This is a genomic window from Rhodopseudomonas sp. P2A-2r (assembly GCF_026015985.1).
Classification (GTDB): Bacteria; Pseudomonadota; Alphaproteobacteria; order Rhizobiales; family Xanthobacteraceae; genus Tardiphaga.
The window spans coordinates 6578755-6595137 of sequence record NZ_CP110389.1; the positions used below are offsets into that span (position 1 = coordinate 6578755).

At 65.1% G+C, this 16383-nt stretch carries 10 protein-coding genes and 2 pseudogenes; 5 read left to right on the forward strand and 7 right to left on the reverse strand.

Features of this window, described 5'->3' with window-relative positions; genetic code table 11:
- Positions 1-56: 56 nt before the first annotated feature.
- Together ONR75_RS31620 and ONR75_RS31625 are read right to left on the reverse strand one after the other, a co-directional pair.
- Complete coding sequence (locus ONR75_RS31620) at positions 57-1427, reverse strand: glutamate--cysteine ligase (RefSeq protein WP_265080721.1); 1371 nt, start codon at positions 1425-1427, stop codon at positions 57-59.
- 96 nt (positions 1428-1523) lie between these two features.
- Complete coding sequence (locus ONR75_RS31625; RefSeq protein ID WP_265080722.1) at positions 1524-2012, reverse strand: MarR family winged helix-turn-helix transcriptional regulator; 489 nt, start codon at positions 2010-2012, stop codon at positions 1524-1526.
- A gap of 127 nt (positions 2013-2139) precedes the next feature.
- On the opposite strand from ONR75_RS31625, the gene gstA reads away from it, so the two are divergent.
- Both gstA and ONR75_RS31635 read left to right on the forward strand, forming a co-directional pair.
- Positions 2140-2754 (forward strand): glutathione transferase GstA, encoded by a 615-nt coding sequence (gstA, locus tag ONR75_RS31630; protein ID WP_265080723.1) that lies wholly within the window; start codon positions 2140-2142, stop codon positions 2752-2754.
- 228 nt (positions 2755-2982) lie between these two features.
- The gene (locus ONR75_RS31635; protein WP_265080724.1) at positions 2983-3972 is read left to right on the forward strand and encodes a methyltransferase domain-containing protein; all 990 of its coding nucleotides are present in this window, start codon (positions 2983-2985) and stop codon (positions 3970-3972) included.
- Between the two features lie 528 nt (positions 3973-4500).
- Here the strand turns inward: ONR75_RS31635 and ONR75_RS31640 are convergent.
- The gene (locus ONR75_RS31640) at positions 4501-6717 is read right to left on the reverse strand and encodes a 3-hydroxyacyl-CoA dehydrogenase NAD-binding domain-containing protein (RefSeq protein WP_265080725.1); all 2217 of its coding nucleotides are present in this window, start codon (positions 6715-6717) and stop codon (positions 4501-4503) included.
- A gap of 99 nt (positions 6718-6816) precedes the next feature.
- Here ONR75_RS31640 and ONR75_RS31645 point away from each other — a divergent pair, with 99 nt between their 5' ends.
- Positions 6817-7590 (forward strand): EAL domain-containing protein, encoded by a 774-nt coding sequence (locus ONR75_RS31645; RefSeq protein WP_265080726.1) that lies wholly within the window; start codon positions 6817-6819, stop codon positions 7588-7590.
- Between the two features lie 180 nt (positions 7591-7770).
- Here ONR75_RS31645 and ONR75_RS31650 read toward each other — a convergent pair whose 3' ends face one another.
- The 3 genes and pseudogenes from ONR75_RS31650 to ONR75_RS31660 form a co-directional block, all read right to left on the reverse strand.
- The gene (locus ONR75_RS31650; protein WP_265080727.1) at positions 7771-8979 is read right to left on the reverse strand and encodes an acetyl-CoA C-acetyltransferase; all 1209 of its coding nucleotides are present in this window, start codon (positions 8977-8979) and stop codon (positions 7771-7773) included.
- Between the two features lie 213 nt (positions 8980-9192).
- Positions 9193-10982, reverse strand: a pseudogene (locus ONR75_RS31655) (acyl-CoA dehydrogenase C-terminal domain-containing protein).
- Between the two features lie 9 nt (positions 10983-10991).
- Positions 10992-11387 carry a nuclear transport factor 2 family protein gene (locus tag ONR75_RS31660; protein ID WP_265083874.1) on the reverse strand — a complete coding sequence of 132 codons (396 nt, stop codon included), beginning with the start codon at positions 11385-11387 and terminating at the stop codon, positions 10992-10994.
- 92 nt (positions 11388-11479) lie between these two features.
- On the opposite strand from ONR75_RS31660, the gene ONR75_RS31665 reads away from it, so the two are divergent.
- Positions 11480-12016, forward strand: a complete 537-nt coding sequence (locus ONR75_RS31665) for a TetR/AcrR family transcriptional regulator (RefSeq protein WP_265080728.1) — start codon at positions 11480-11482, stop codon at positions 12014-12016.
- Between the two features lie 189 nt (positions 12017-12205).
- A pseudogene (locus tag ONR75_RS31670) lies at positions 12206-15687 on the forward strand (hypothetical protein).
- Positions 15688-15699: 12 nt separating this feature from the next.
- Here ONR75_RS31670 and ONR75_RS31675 read toward each other — a convergent pair.
- Positions 15700-16356, reverse strand: a complete 657-nt coding sequence (locus ONR75_RS31675; RefSeq protein WP_265083875.1) for a glutathione S-transferase — start codon at positions 16354-16356, stop codon at positions 15700-15702.
- Positions 16357-16383: the final 27 nt, after the last annotated feature.

The following is a 16383-nucleotide window of genomic DNA, read 5'->3' on the forward strand; positions in this document are numbered from 1 at the left end:
CGCCAGCTTCCTGTACCAAGGATGAACGGCTGTGCAGAATCATGCAAGCCGCTGATCTAGAAGCGATATTCCGCGTAGGCCGGTTCCACCGAGTGCTGCCAGGAGCCGTGGAACTTGTCCAGCATCTCCTCGGCCGGGGACTTCCCGGCGTCGATGATGCGGTCGAGCGGCTCGAGGTGCCGCGACTCGTCGCGGCCGCCCTGGTCGAGCCGGCCGCGGCGGCGCAGCCCGGCATGGGCCAGCGCCATGCACTCCTTGGCGATCTCGAACAGGTAGCGGTCGCCGATCTTGGCCTTGAACCCGAGCGTCGGCACCTGGTCGCGCAGCGACTGACGCTCCTCGGCGGTCCAGTCCTTGACCATCTCCCAGGCGGCGTCGAGCGAAACGTCGTCATAGAGCAGCCCGACCCAGAAGGCCGGCAGCGCCGGCAAGCGGCCCCACGGCACGCCGTCGGCGCCGCGCATCTCCAGGTAGCGCTTCAGCCGCACCTCCGGAAAGATCGTCGACAGGTGGTTGGCCCAGTCCGACAGGGTCGGCTTTTCGCCGGGCATCATCTTGTTGCAGCCGGCAAAGAAATCGCGGAACGAGGAGCCGGACACGTCGATGTACTCGTCGCCGCGCTTGACGAAATACATGGGAACGTCGAGGGCATAATCGACCCAGCGCTCGAATCCCATGCCGTCCTCGAACGCCCACGGGATCATGCCGGAGCGGGCATTGTCGGTGTCGCGCCAGATCTCCGAGCGGAACGACAGGAAGCCGTTCGGCTTGCCTTCGGTGAACGGCGAATTGGCGAACAATGCGGTGGCGATCGGCTGCAGCGCCACGGAGACGCGCAGCTTCTTGACCATGTCGGCTTCCGAGGAGAAGTCGAGGTTGGTCTGCACAGTGCAGGTGCGATACATCATGTCGAGGCCGTATTGGCCGACCTTCGGCATGTAGTTGGTCATGATCTTGTAGCGGCCCTTGGGCATCACCGGGATCTGCTCGCGCGACCACGATGGCGTCATGCCGAGCCCGAGGAAGCCGATGCCGAGCGGAGTGGCGACTTCGCGCACCTGCGCCAGATGCGCCATCAGCTCGGACTGGGTCTGGTGCACGGTCTCTACCGGCGCGCCGGACAGTTCGAACTGGCCGCCGGGCTCCAGCGAGATGGCGCCGCCGCCGGTCACGTCATAGAGGCCGATGATATGCTTGCCCTCCATGATCGGCTCCCAGCCGAGCAGCAGCTTCATGCCCTCCAGCAGCGCCTCGATGCCGCGGCCGCCGGCATAGGGCACTGGGTGGTGGCCCTGCAGGGTGAACGGCGTCTTCTCGTGCTCGGTGCCGATGCGGAATTCCGACGGCGGCTTCACGCCGGCCTCGATCCACGCCACGAGTTCGTCGCGCGACTGCAGCGGCGTCATATCGATCTGGTCACGCGCCATGGAAATTCCGGATGCAGGGCGCAGCGATCACGCGCGCGCAGTGTCGGGGACGGCTGCGGACCGGGATGGTCGCAGACGCAGGAGGTACAATAAGGTTCATCGGGCCGACGCGGCGTCTCTGGCGGCCGGCACCGCCGCTTCTTGGCATGCGCAGCCGAGCCGGTCGAGCAGGCCGCACAATTTGGCGGCGTCGGAATCCGACAATTTCGAGCCGACGTGCTTCTCGATGGCGGTGGAATAGGCGCAGCACATCCGCTTCTGCAGGTCGCGCCCGGTTTCGGTGATCTCCACGAACAGCCCACGCTTGTCCATCTTGCATTCGCGGCGCGCGGCAAGCCCCTCGTCCACCAGCCGGTCGATCAGCCGCGAGGTCGAATATTGCGGGATCAGCATCTGCTTTTCCAATTCCACGGGCCGCATTTCGCCGGACGGCGCGCGCGACAGCTCGAGCAGCGCGTCGTACCACGCCAGCGGCGGGAAGCCGGCGCGCTTGAGATCCTGCTCAACGGCGTCCAGCACCCGGCTCTGCACCCGCACCAGGCGGATCCAGGCGGCTGTGGCCTCAAGGGAGGGTTTGCGTTTCATCGGCGATCCATCATGCTGGGGAGCACCCTAGCGCACTTGATGCAGCTGCATCAATCTTGACTATTCCATGCAACTGCATTTAGTCACGCGTTTGGTTAAGCCAATAACCACCACGGAGGAAATCCCGATGAAGCTGTATTATTCGCCCGGCGCCTGCTCCCTGTCGCCGCATATCGCACTTCTGGAAGCGGGTCTCCCCTACGACCTCGTCAAGGTCGACCTCAAGGCCAAGAAGCTGGAAAACGGCGACGACTATCTCGCCATCAATCCCAAGGGCCAGGTGCCGGCGCTCGGCCTCGACAATGGCGAGATGGTCACCGAGGGTCCGGTGATCGTGCAGTACATCGCCGACCAGGCCTCGACCAAGAACCTGGCGCCGGCACAGGGCAGCGATGCCCGCCGCCATCTGCAGCAATGGCTGACCTACATCAACGGCGAGTTGCACAAGAATTTCAGCCCGCTGTTCCAGCCCGCCTTCGACGACACCGTGAAGGGCTTCTTCAAGACCCGCTTGATGGGCAAGTTCAAGTATATCGATGACTCGCTTGCCGGTCGCGACTACCTGCTAGGCAAGGATTTCAGCGTCGCCGACGGCTATCTGTTCGTCATGCTGGCCTGGGCCGACCGGATGAGCATCGACCTCTCGGAGTTCAAGAACCTGATGGCATACAAGGCCCGCGTCGCGGCGCGGCCGAAGGTGCAGGAAGCGCTGACCAAGGAAGGCCTGATGAAGGCGGCGTGAGAATTTTCGCTGCTTGCGAGCAAAGGGCCGGATCGGTGATCCGGCCCTTTTTGTTTTGATCCGCCGGCGAAGACCCGCGCGCCCCGGCAAAGGTATCCCGCATTAGATAAGCCGCAATCATTCACCTTCGCGTCACGGATCCGCCATGGTCAGAGCACGCCGCATTCTCAGACTGCAGCGAGGCCGCATGGGTACCTCATTTGCATTTGCGAAAGGTACGGATCGATCATGCTGAACAATCCGACATCCACGATTTCGGCTGATGACAGCCAGGATTTGAGCGACATCACCTGTTGCCCCCGCTGCAGATCCCCCATCGCCTTTCAGGGCGCGCAATCCCGTTGCTCGAATGCGGAATGCGAATACGCCCGCGCGGGATTTCCCATGGTCGACGGGCAGCAAGTTCTCATCGATTTCGAGGCCAGCATTTTCGAGCGTGCGACCTATCATAACCACAGCGGCTCGGTGCTCGACCGCGATGTCCAGAACCATTCGATCGGCTCCCGGCTGCACCGGTTCACATTCGGCAAGAACCCGGTCGCCGATGCGAACTGCAGATCATTCATCGCTTTGGCAAAAAGCCGATCCGCAAGGCCTCTCATCCTGGTGATCGGCGGGGCAAAGGTTGGCTTGGGCGCAGGGCCGCTCTACGACGACCCGGCCCTCAATGTGGTCGGAACGGATGTCTTTTCATCGCCCTACACCACGCTGGTGGCTGACGCCCATCGGCTGCCATTCGTGGATCAATCATTCGACGGTGTCTGGATTCAGGCTGTGCTTGAACATGTCCTCGATCCGATCAACGTGGTCTCGGAAATCCACCGGGTGCTTCGGAAAGACGGTCTGGTCTACGCCGAAACGCCGTTCATGCAGCAGGTCCACGAGCGGGCATACGACTTCACCCGCTATACCCAGAGCGGGCATCGCTGGCTGTTCAAGTCCTTTACGGAAATCAGCGCTGGGCCGGTGACCGGGGGCGGCGTCGCGCTGCTGTGGTCGATCCGGTATCTGGTCAGGGCGTTCGGCGTCGGAGATGGCGTGTCCCGCCTTGCCGCCCTGCCGTTCTTCTGGGTCAGATTTTTCGACGGCTTCGGCAGTCGCCGGGCCAAGGCTGACGCCGCCAGCGGCCTGTTCTTTCTCGGGCGGCGCTCGGAGCAGGATCTGGAGCCGGGTTCAATGCCGCAATATTACGATCGACAGAACCGGGCCGGGAACTGAGCGTCACGCGCCGGCGAAGGTGCAGGAAGCGCTGACCGAGAAAGACCTGATGAGGGCGGCGTGAGTCGCTCTTTCTTCCCTCTCCCCCAGCGCAGCGAAGCTGCGCGCCGCGGGAGAGGGTGCGCAGGCGGCCTTCGGCCGCCGTTCTTAAATAGACGCCGATGCGCAGCATCGGCTATGGCGCAGCGAAGGCGGGAGAGGGAGAGCCAAACGCTCCGAAGCAAGGGCCCCCTCTCCCGTCTCGAACCCGCTTCGCGGGCTTCGATCCACCCTCTCCCACCTGCACGCAGCTTCGCCGCGTTTGGGGGAGAGGGAAAGCAAGGGCGCTTCGCTTATGCCGCGCCAGCTTCTTCGGCGCGAACTCGCACCATCCGCTGTAACTGTCGTCGCCCGGCCAGGCGCGCAATTGCGCGCCTGGACCGGGCGACCCAGTAGTCGCAACCGGTTGTGATCAATCACAAACGCCTGCGGTTACTGGATCCCCGCATGCGCGGGGATGACAAGTGAGTGTGCTGTAGATCTATAAAACTACGCCGCCGCCAGCTTCTTCGGCGGGAAGCGGCCGTAGAAGGTCTCGCCCTTGGCGGCCATGTCTTCGAGCAGCTTCGGCGGGGTGAAGCGCGAGCCGTATTTCGCCTCCAGCTTGTGGCACAACTCCACGAACTTCTTGGTGCCCATGAAGTCGATGTAGCTCAGCGTGCCGCCGGTGAACGGCGCGAAGCCGAAGCCGAGGATCGAGCCGACATCGGCCTCGCGCGGATCGGTAATCACGTGATCCTCCACTGTGCGCGCGGCTTCCACCGCCTGCACGACGAGGAAGCGTTGCTTCAGCTCCTCGACATCCAGCGTATCGGGATCGACCGGCTTCGGCACCAGCGCGCCCAGCCCCTGCCACAGGCTCTTCGAGCCCTTGCCCTTGGGCGGATACTCGTAAAAGCCCTTGCCGTTCTTGCGGCCGAAACGCTCCTGCTTCTCGACCATCTCGACGATCAGCTTCTTCTGCGCCTGGTCGACGGCCTGGGCGCCGAGATCGGCCTCGGTGGCCTTCATGATCTTCAGCACCAGATCGAGCGCGATTTCATCCGACAGCGACAATGGCCCGACCGGCATGCCGGCCATCTTGGCGGTGTTCTCGATCATCGCCGGCGGCACGCCTTCCATCAGCATTTCCAGCCCTTCGGCGGTGAAGCGCAACACGCAGCGGTTGGCGAAGAAGCCGCGGGAGTCGTTGACCACGATCGGCGTCTTGCCGATCACGCGGACGTAGTCCAGCGCGGTGGCCAGCGCCACGTCGCCGGTGTTCTTGCCGACGATGATCTCCACCAGCATCATCTTCTCCACCGGGGAGAAGAAGTGGATGCCGATGAACTTCGACTGGTCGGTAAACTCTTCGGCCAGCGAGTTGATCGGCAGCGTCGAGGTGTTCGACGCAATGATCGCGCCTTCCTTCAGGAGCGGCTGCACCTTCTTGTAGATCTCGGCTTTCACCGCACGATCCTCGAACACCGCCTCGATGACGAGGTCGCAGTCCTTGATCACGTCGAAGTCGGCGGTGGCGGTGATCCTGGCCATCAGCGCCGCCTTGTCGGCTTCCTTGGCGCGACCCTTGCTGATCAGCGCATCGATGGCCGCCTCGCAATGGCCGAGACCCTTGTCGGCGCTGGCCTGGTCGCGATCGATCAGCACCACGTCCATGCCGCCGCGCGCCGAGACGAAGCCGACCGAGGCGCCCATGAAGCCGGCACCGATGACCGCAAGCTTCTTGACCTTGGTCGGCGGCACGTTCTGCGGACGGCGCGCACCCTTGGTCAGTTCCTGCATGGAGATGAACAGGCTGCGGATCATCGCCGCCGCTTCCTTGCTCTGCAGGATCTTGGCGAAGTAGCGCGACTCGACGCGCAGCGCGGCATCCATCGGCAGCTGCAGGCCTTCATAGACGCACTGCATGATGGCGCGGGCCGCCGGATAATTGTCGAACGTCTCGCGGCGATAGATGGCGTTGCCGGCCGGGAACATCTGCATGCCCTGCTTCGAGTACACCGGGCCGCCGGGCAATTTAAAACCCTTCTCGTCCCACGGCGCCACGGCCTTGCCGCCGGCCTTGATCCATTCCTTGGCGGCAGAAATCATGTCGGCGGCAGGCACCACCGCATCGACCAACTTCATCGCCTTGGCCTTGGTGAGGTTGATCGCCTCGCCCTTCAGCAGCATCTGCATGGTGTCCTGCGGCTGCAGCATGCGCGCGATGCGCTGTGTGCCGCCGCCGCCGGGAAACAGGCCGACCTTGATCTCGGGCAGACCGAGCCGGGTCTTCGGATTATCCGCCGCGACACGGTAGTGGCACGCCAGCGTCAGTTCGAATGCGCCGCCCATCGCCAGGCCGTTGATGGCCGCGACCCACGGCTTGCCGGAGGTCTCGATCTTGCGCAGCGTCAGCGACAGCTTGCGGCTCTCGTCGAACAGCAACTTTTGCGCGGCTTCCTCGCCGTGCTCCTTACGGGCGGCGGCGAAGGCCTTGTTCATGCCCTCCAGCATCGACAGGTCGGCACCGGCGGAAAACGCGTCCTTGCCCGACGTGACGATGACGCCCTTGATGGCGGTATCGGCGGTGACCTGGTCGACGATGGCGCCGAGTTCTTCGATGGTGGTGACGTCGAGCACATTCATCGAACGGCCGGGAATGTCCCAGGTGACAACCGCAACACCGTCGGCGTCGGTTTCGATCTTGAAGTTCGTATGGGCCATGTGGCGCTCCCTGTGTCCGCTACCGTGCTAAGTTGCTTTAACGACTACTCAATTGATCGAGCCTATCCAGAGAGGAACACTCTCTGACAGGTATACTTCATGGGCAACGTGTGTGCCGGATGTCGCGACGACTTCACGCTTCCATTCGCGTTCAAGATGGCATTCCAGCCGATCGTCGATCTCAAGGCCAACCGGGTCTGGGGCTACGAGGCGCTGGTGCGCGGCGTCAACGGCGAGTCCGCCTATTCGATTCTCGACCAGGTCACCCACGACAACCGCTACCGCTTCGATCAGGCGGCCCGGGTGATGGCGATCGAGACGGCCGGTGATTTGTATGCGGGACGCGACCTTCGGCTGGCGATCAACTTCATGCCGAACGCGGTCTACGAGCCGACCGCCTGCATTCAGAAATCGCTCGCAGCGGCCGAACGCGTCGACTTTCCGCACCATAACCTGATGTTCGAGTTCACCGAGAACGAGCGGATAGAAGATGCCGCCCATGTGCGGAAAATTGTCGAGACCTATCGCAAATTCGGCATCTGGACCGCACTGGATGATTTCGGCGCCGGCTATGCCGGGCTCAGCCTGCTGTCGCGGATGCAGCCGGACCTGATCAAGATCGACATGGAACTGCTGCGCGACATTCATCTCAGCCGCGCCAAGCAGGCGATCGTCGCCGGCATCGTAGGCATCGCGCGCGAGCTCGACATCGCCGTGCTCGGCGAAGGTGTCGAGAACGACCTTGAACTGACCGTGCTGCGCGCTGCCGGCATCTCGCTGTTCCAGGGCTATCATTTCGCCAAGCCTGCTTTGATGAGGCTGCCCGATGTGCCGTTGATCGATGGGCCCATGATGATCCGCAATGTGAGTTGATCTTTCTTCCCCTCTCCCCCAGCGCAGCGAAGCTGCGCGCAGCGGGAGAGGGTGCCTGAGCGGAGCGAAGGCGGGAGAGGGAGAGCAACACGCTTAGCAGAAGTAGCCCCTCTCCCGTCTCGAACCCGCTTCGCGGGCTTCGATCCACCCTCCCCCACAAGGGGAGGGGAAGGAAGAGACCTACACCCGCTCGATGATGGTGGCCGTTCCCATGCCGCCGCCAATGCAGAGGGTCACCAACGCGGTGGACTTGCCGGTGCGTTCGAGTTCGTCGAGCACGGTGCCGAGGATCATGGCGCCGGTGGCGCCGAGCGGATGACCGAGGGCGATGGCGCCGCCGCAGACGTTGATCTTGTCGTTGTCGATCTCGAACGCCTGCATGAAGCGCAGCACCACCGAGGCGAAGGCCTCGTTGAGCTCGAACAGATCGATGTCCTCGAGCTTCATGCCGGAGCGTTCCAGCACCTTCTTCGTCACATCCACCGGACCGGTCAGCATCATCGCCGGCTCGGAGCCGATATTGGCGAAGGCGCGGATTTTTGCGCGCGGCTTAAGGCCAGCTTTTTCGCCGGCTTCCTTGCTACCGAGCAGCACCGCTGCCGCGCCGTCGACGATGCCCGACGAGTTGCCGGCGTGGTGCACGTAGTTCAGCTTCTCGATTTCCGGATGCGACTGGATCGCCACCGCATCGAAGCCGCCCATCTGGGCCATCGCCACGAAGGACGGCTGCAGTGCCGCCAGCGACTGCATCGTCGTCGACGGCCGCATGTGCTCGTCCTTGGCCAGAATGGTCAGGCCGTTGATATCCTTGACGGGGATCACCGACTTGTCGAAGCGGCCTTCGTCCCAGGATTTGGCGGAGCGCTGCTGGCTCTGCACCGCATAGGCATCGACGTCGTCGCGGGAGAAACCGTATTTGGTGGCAATCAGGTCGGCGGAGATGCCCTGCGGCATGAAGTAAGCCGGCACGGCGATGGACGGATCTACTGGCCAGGCGCCGCCGGAGGCGCCGAGGCCGACGCGGCTCATCGATTCGGCGCCGCCGCCGATGGTCATGGCGTGCTGGCCCGACATCACCTGCGCAGCGGCGAAATTCACCGCGTCGAGGCCGGAGGCGCAGAAGCGGTTGACCTGGATGCCAGGCACGTCGTTGCCGTAGCCCGCCGACAGCGCCGCCATGCGGGCGATGTCGCCGCCGGCCTCGCCGACCGGATCGACGCAGCCGAGGATCACGTCGTCGATGACGTGGGGCTGCAGGTTGTTGCGTGCCTTCAGCGCCTTCAGCGGCGCGGTGGCCAGCGCCAGCGCGGTCACTTCATGCAGCGCGCCGTCGGCCTTGCCGCGGCCGCGCGGGGTGCGCACGTGATCGTAGATATAGGCCTCGGGCATGGGGTCTCCCTTTATTCAGGTCGTGATGTTCACTTACGCGATTTCTTCAAACTCACTGTCGTTACCCGGCCAAGCGCGCAATTTGCGCGCTAGGACCGGGCGACCCAGTAAACGCTGTGGTTCGCGATCTAATCTCTGCCACCGGAGTATACTGGATCCCCGCATGCGCGGGGATGACAGTCTGAGTGTGTCTTCGAGAGCAGAGCGTAATCGTTAGAACGCCTCCGCCGGCAATTCCATGGTCGTCGCGGCACCGGTCTGGACGCGCCCGAGGTGGACCGAAGTTTCCGGCAGCATCCGTTCCATGAAGAAGCGGCCGGTGACAAGCTTGGTCGTGAGATAAGGCGTCGCACCCGAGGCGGCAATCTTGTCCTGCGCGACCTTGGCCATCTTCGCCCACATATAGGCGAAGGCGGTGAGGCCGAACAGCTGCATGTAATCGGTGGCGCCGGCGCCGGCATTGTCGGGCTTCATCATGGCGTTGTTCATCAGCCACATGGTCGCCTGCTGCAAGTGGCCGAGCGCGCCCGAGAGCGGATCGACATAGGGCTTCATCGCCTCGTCGCCGCCATGCTCCTTGGCAAACGCGGCGACCTCGCCGAAGAAGGCCATGGCAGCACGGCCACCGTCGCGTGGCAGCTTGCGACCCACCAGGTCGAGTGCCTGGATGCCGTTGGCGCCCTCATAGATCATGGCGATGCGGGCATCGCGCACGAACTGCTCCATGCCCCATTCGGCGATATAACCATGGCCGCCGAACATCTGCTGCGCCGAGACCGCATTGGCGAAGCCGCCATCGGTGAGCACGCCCTTCAGCACCGGGGTCATCAGGCCCAGATGGTCGTCGGCGGCCTGACGCTCCTTGGCGTCGTCGGAGCGATGCGCGACGTCGCTCTTCAGCGCGGTCCACACCACCATGGCGCGCGCCGCCTCGTTGAAGGCGCGGATGGTCAACAGCGTGCGGCGCACGTCGGGATGCACGATGATCGGATCGGCCGGCTTGTCCGGCGCCTTCGGCCCGGTCAGCGAGCGGCCCTGCAGGCGATCCTTCGCATAGGCCACGGCGTTCTGGTAGGCGACCTCGGACTGCGCGAGGCCCTGCACGGCGACGCCGAGCCGGGCCTCGTTCATCATCACGAACATACCCTGCATGCCCTTGTTCTCTTCACCGATCAGCCAGCCCTGGGCGTTGTCGTAGTTCATCACGCAGGTGGAATTGCCGTGAATGCCCATCTTGTGCTCGATCGAGCCGCACGACACACCGTTGCGCGCACCCAATGAGCCGTCGGCATTGACCAGAACCTTGGGCACCACGAACAGCGACACGCCCTTGATGCCGGCCGGTGCGCCCTCGATACGCGCCAGCACCAGATGGATGATGTTGTCGGCCAGGTCATGCTCGCCGGCCGAGATGAAGATCTTGGTGCCGGAGATCTTGTAGCTGCCGTCGTCCTGCTTCACCGCCTTGGTGCGCAACAGACCGAGATCGGTGCCGCAATGCGGTTCGGTCAGGTTCATGGTGCCGGTCCATTCGCCGGACACCATCTTGGGCAGGAAGATCGCCTTCTGCTCCGGCCGGCCATGCACCACCAGCGCCGCGGTGGCGCCCATGGTAAGGCCGCCATACATCGAGAACGCCATGTTGGCGGAGCACTGGAATTCGTTGACCGCCTGCGACAGCGCCACCGGCAGGCCCTGACCGCCATATTCCACCGGCGCCGACAGGCCGAGCCAGCCGCTCTCGGTCACCTGGTTGTAGGCATGCTTGAAACCCTTCGGCGTGGTCACGCTGCCATCGTCGTGGCGAACGCAGCCTTCGAGATCGCCGACGCGGTTGAGCGGTTGCAGCACCTGCTCGCTGAGTTTCGCCGCTTCCTGCAGGATCGCTTCGCGAACATCGGCGGAGGCGTCGGAGAATCCCGGCAGGTTATTATAGCGATCGAACTGGAATACGTCGTTGAGCAGGAAACCAACGTCTTCGAGGGGGCTTTGTAGCTGGGCATGGGGGATCCTTAAGTGGAAATCGCTGGCTGGCGGGCAAGCTGTTCGCCCATCAGGCGGTGCAGAAGGTTGATGGCCTTGAGTGGGCGCACCATGACTTTGAAGTGCGTGATGCGGCCGTCGCCATCGAAGGTGATGATGTCGGCGCCATTGATCGCGATGCCTTCGAGCTTGGTATCGAATTCCAGGACGACGCCGGTGTCGTTGCGCCACTCGCCGCGATAGGCGAAGCCGGGACCGCCCAGCACTTGCTCGGCACTGACGAGATATTTGAAGACGATATCACGGCCGCGTTGCGGCGTATGTACGACGGGGCTCTCGAACACCGCGTCAGGATGCAGCAGATCCCACAGCGCGGCGCGATCGTGCTCGCGCATGTAGGCGTACCACCTGTCGAGTCCGGTCATCGCCAGCACCCTTTGTCGCTTCCATACATCCCTGCATGGAAAACTATCCGCGACGGGTAGCTGCCGTCAATACATATGTGTATGGTGACGCCGTGAAAGATCGGCTGACCATAACGGACTGGATCAAGCACGGCCTGCGAACGCTGGCCGGTCAGGGCGAGAGTGCCCTGAAAGTCGGCGCGCTGGCCGCCGGGCTGAACGTGTCCCGCGGCAGCTTCTATTGGCATTTCAAGGACATAGACGACTACCGCCAGACCCTGTTGCGGGAGTGGGCGGTACGCGCCGGCGAACAGGTGATTCGCGACATCGATGCCACCATCACCGGTCCGGCGCGGCTGACGGCCTTGATGCGGCTCGCTTTCGAGGAGGATCGCAGCCTCGACCGGGCCATCCGGTCGTGGGCGACGGCCGACGCGTCGGCGGCAGCGGTCGTGGCCTCCGTCGATGTGCAGCGTGTGGCCTATATTGCCAAACTGCTGACCGAATCCGGGGTTGAGGTCCGAAGGGCGATGCCGCGCGCCGAGTTCATCTACTGGGCCTATATCGGCCAGCCCGCGGTCATGCACCAGGCACACACCGCCATCACGGAGGCCGACATCGACGACCTCAGCGCGCTGTTCACGCGCTAAATCCTCGTCGGCCGGCGCGGATTAACTTTCGCGCCCTGCGGACGAGTTCCTTAACCCGTTATTTACCGTAACACGAAAAAGTCGAAGCGAGAGGCAGACGACCTGCGCCGCTTTCGATTGTCTCGGTCGAGTGGGACGCGCGGGAAGGCCTCGGGTGCAGTTGCGCCAGGCTCGGAACCGGACGAAAGCATGAATTCGCGCGTATCGTGGAGTGTTGAAGGTATCGAGCCGACCGTGCGGGAGCGGGCTGAAGCCGCCGCACGACGGGCCGGCATGTCGCTGGGCGACTGGCTGAACTCGACCATCGGTGAGTCCTCGGCGAATTACACGTCACCCCATCCGCATGGCCGCAGCGAAGCGCCGCGCCAGGCCGCCCGTCCGCCGCTGCCGGAGCGCGACGTGCAGGACGTTGCTGAAATCCACCAGCGACTGGACTCCATCACCCGACAGATCGACCAGATGTCCCGCCCCGCGGTCCGCGGCGAACCCGGCGTGGCACGGCAACTCAACGATGCCATTTCCCGGCTCGACGCCCGGCTGTCGCAAATCGGCAGCCCGGCGCCGGCCCCGCTGATGCAGGAGGCGCCGCGCACCGCCGACATGGTCGAGCGCGCCGCCGCACAGGTCTACAACAGCCCGCCCTACAGCCTGCCGGCCTATGAAGCTGCGCCGCCCTATGAAGCTTCGCCACCGCTGACGCCTTCGCTGGATTTCGCCATCGCCGAAATCGCCGCCCGCCAGCACGAGCTCGACGGCGCTTCCGAGCGCATTTCCGCGCCGCGCCACGCGCCGATGGCACCGCCGGCGGCTCCGGCCGCGGCGCCGCAGATGCCGGCACCCGCGCCGGCGCCCGTGGTGCAGGCCCCCGCCCCCGACATGTCCGGCCTGGAACGGCAGCTGTCGCAGATCACCAGCAAGATCGAGGCGCTGCAGCGTCCGGACAACGCCGTCGAGCAATCGATCGCCGTATTCCGCTCCGAGCTGGCCGAGATCCGCAACGTCATCACCGAAGCGCTGCCGCGCCGCGCCATCGAATCCCTCGAGAATGAGATCCGCTCGCTCGGCCGCCGCATCGACGACAGCAAGCACAGCGGCATGAACGGCCAGGCGCTGGCCGGCCTCGAGCGCGCGCTCGCCGACATCTATCAGACGCTGCGCACCCTGACGCCCGCCGAACAGCTCGCCGGTTTCGACGAGACGATCCGCAACCTCGGCACCAAGATCGACCTGATCGTGCGCTCCAGCGACGATCCCGGCACGCTGCAGCAGCTCGACAGCGCCATCGCCGCGCTGCGCGCCATCGTATCCAACGTCGCCTCCAACGAGGCGCTGGCCCGGGTCAGCGACGACGTGCAGAAGCTGTCGGCGAAGGTCGACCAGATCGCCCAGGCAGACAATCACAGCGAGTCCTTCGCCGCCCTGGAGGCGCGCATTGCGACGCTGACCACGACGCTGGAAAACCGCGACCGTCCGGTGGCGACGCCGAGCTCCGATCAGCTCGAAGCCGCGTTGCGCGCGCTGAGCGACCGGCTCGACAATCTGTCGGTCGGCAACGACAGTTCGTCGACTTTCGCGCATCTCGAACAGCGCGTGTCCTATCTGCTCGAGCGGCTCGAGCACGCCGCCGACAACCGCTCCGGCAATCTCGGCCGCGTCGAGGACGGGCTGCAGGACATCCTGCGCCACCTCGAGAAGCAACAGACCGCCTTCGGCGCACTGGTCGACAGCCGCAGCAGCGGCCCGTCGATGGATCCCGCGCTGGTCGACACCATCAAGCGCGAACTGTCCGACATGCGCTTCAGCCAGACCGAGACCGACCGGCACACCCAGGATTCGCTCGAAGTCGTCCACAATACCCTCGGCCATGTGGTCGATCGGCTCGCCATGATCGAAGGCGACCTGCGCGCGGTGCGCGCCGCGCCGGTCACCGCGCAGGCGCAGGCGCACGTGCCGGCCGCAGCGCCGCAGCCCGCATCTCCCCGATCGCATCCGCGCCGATCGTGCCGCCGCCGCCCCGGCCGGAGTTGCAGAACCCGGCGCAAAGCGCGATGCCGGTGCGGCCGCCGCAGCCACCGGCCGCGCCCCAGCCTCCGAGCAAGCCGCAGGGCAAGCAGTTCGACGCCGCGCCGCGCGAGTTCGCCGCCACAGCGGTGTCGCACGAGCCGGCGCCGTCCTTCGTGCCCAAGGCGATCAGCGACATCCTCGATCCGCGCAAGGGCACGGCACCCGCGCGCACGGCGATCGCGCCCGATCTGCCGCCCGATTATCCGCTCGAGCCCGGCACCCGTCCGCAGGGCCGCAGCGCGGCGCCGTCGCCGTCGGAGCGCATCGCCGCTTCGGAAGAAGCGATCAGCGAATTGTCGTCCGGCGCCCGCGAGCAGGCCACCGCATCGAGCTTCATCGCCGCCGCGCGCCGCGCCGCGCAAGCCGCCGCGTCCGCCCCGGGAGGCGACAAGTCCAAGACTGCCGCGAAGACCGCGGCGAAGTCGGCGACGAACACTGCCGCCGGCGACAAGAGCGCCTCGACCATCAGCGCGAAGATCCGCTCCTTGCTGGTCGGCGCCAGCGTGGTGGTGATCGTGCTCGGCTCGTTCAAGGTGGCCATGACGCTGCTCGACGGCAGTGCACCGGCCCCGGTGGCCGAGAACAGCCAGCCGATGCAGCTGACCCCGCCCGAGCCGATCGAACCCCCGGCCCAGGCACGGCCCGCAACGCCGTCGCAGACCACGCCGGCGATGACCTCGCCGACCCCGATCGGCCGCCAGTCGATGGCACCGCAGGCGCCAGCGCCCCAGGCTTCGGCACCGCAGGCCGCACCGGTTCCGTTCGTGGCCGAACTCGCCGCGCCGCAGAACACCGCTCCCGCTGCGCTGGCCAATGCCGGCGACGTCACCGGCTCGATCACCGTGCCGCAGGCCGCGCCGGTGCTGCCGGCCAGCAATTACAAGCTCTCCGTCGTGCCGGTGCCCGCCGCCGAACGGCTGCCCGACGGCATCGGCGGCGTGGCGCTGCGCAACGCCGCGCTGAAGGGCGACGCCAGCGCCGCCTACGAGGTCGGCGTGCGCTATGCCGAGGGCAAGGGCGTGCCGCAGAGCTACGACGAGGCCGCCAAATGGTACGACCGCGCGGCGCAGGCCGGCGTCGTGCCGGCGATGTTCCGGCTGGGAACGCTCTACGAAAAGGGCCTCAGCGTGAAGAAGGACCTCGACACCGCGCGGCGCTACTACATGCAGGCAGCCGACCGCGGCAACGCCAAGGCGATGCACAATCTCGCCGTGCTCGAGGCCGATGGCGGCACCAAGGGCGCCAACTACAAGAGCGCGTCGCAGTGGTTCCGCAAGGCCGCCGAGCGCGGCGTCGCCGACAGCCAGTTCAACCTCGGCATCCTCTATGCGCGCGGCATCGGCGTCGACCAGAACCTCGCCGAATCCTTCAAGTGGTTCAGCCTGGCCGCAGCCCAGGGCGACGCCGATTCCGGCCGCAAGCGCGACGACATCGCCAAGCGGCTCGATCCGCAGTCGCTGGCAGCGGCCCGGCTGGCCGTCCAGACCTTCGTGCCGGAAGGCCAACCCGACGACGCCATCAACGTGGCGACGCCGGCCGGCGGCTGGGATGCGGCGCCGGCCCAGACCAGCGCCAGGCCGACGCCGGGCAAGCGCGCGGCGCGCTGATCCGCGCGCCGCTCAAACTGGGGCTTCGGCCGGTTCTGACATCGTCACCCGGTTCCTGACGCTGGGGCGCTCCTGCATCCGCGCGTACCAGGCTTGAAGAGTTGCGCACTCCGCCGGCACTGGGAGCTTCACAATGTCCGCAAAGATCAGACCGCCGATGACCGTGATGTCGGCCATCGAGAACACCTCGCCGGCGACGAACGGCCGGGTTCTCAGGATGCCGTCGAAGTAGTGCATTCCTTTCAGCGCCTTGTCGCGCTGACGGAAACCCCATTCGGCGTTCTGATAGACCTCGACGGCGGGTCCCAGCCCGCGCGTCGCATGATGGAAATAGACGCTGACGGCGTCGAGCAGCTCCAGCTCGGCGCGCTTGCTCATCATGTGGATCATGCCCTTTTCCCGCGGAGTCCGGCCGGTGAGCGTGGGAGCGCCATCGAGCGCATCGAGATATTCGGTGATCGCCGTGCATTCGCCGATGAAGGTTCCGTCGTCGAGTTCGAGCACCGGCAGCGTGCCCGAGTAATTCCGGGCGAGATGTTCTGGCTGCTTGTGCTCGCCCTTGAACAGGTCGACGGTCACAAAGCGGACGCGCGATTGCAGGTCCTTTTCGGCCAGCGCGATGCGAACGCGCGCCGGATAGGGGCCGGTTGGCCAGTCGTAAATCGTCATCGCCGCGGGTCTGGTTGATCCGATATC

What these genes read in the sequence shown, in the direction of transcription:
- ONR75_RS31620 (WP_265080721.1), bottom strand. Translation starts at nt 1,427, where the DNA reads ATGGCGCGTGACCAGATCGATATGACGCCGCTGCAGTCGCGCGACGAA.
- ONR75_RS31625 (WP_265080722.1), bottom strand. Translation starts at nt 2,012, where the DNA reads ATGAAACGCAAACCCTCCCTTGAGGCCACAGCCGCCTGGATCCGCCTG.
- gstA (WP_265080723.1), top strand. Translation starts at nt 2,140, where the DNA reads ATGAAGCTGTATTATTCGCCCGGCGCCTGCTCCCTGTCGCCGCATATC.
- ONR75_RS31635 (WP_265080724.1), top strand. Translation starts at nt 2,983, where the DNA reads ATGCTGAACAATCCGACATCCACGATTTCGGCTGATGACAGCCAGGAT.
- ONR75_RS31640 (WP_265080725.1), bottom strand. Translation starts at nt 6,717, where the DNA reads ATGGCCCATACGAACTTCAAGATCGAAACCGACGCCGACGGTGTTGCG.
- ONR75_RS31645 (WP_265080726.1), top strand. Translation starts at nt 6,817, where the DNA reads ATGGGCAACGTGTGTGCCGGATGTCGCGACGACTTCACGCTTCCATTC.
- ONR75_RS31650 (WP_265080727.1), bottom strand. Translation starts at nt 8,979, where the DNA reads ATGCCCGAGGCCTATATCTACGATCACGTGCGCACCCCGCGCGGCCGC.
- ONR75_RS31660 (WP_265083874.1), bottom strand. Translation starts at nt 11,387, where the DNA reads ATGACCGGACTCGACAGGTGGTACGCCTACATGCGCGAGCACGATCGC.
- ONR75_RS31675 (WP_265083875.1), bottom strand. Translation starts at nt 16,356, where the DNA reads ATGACGATTTACGACTGGCCAACCGGCCCCTATCCGGCGCGCGTTCGC.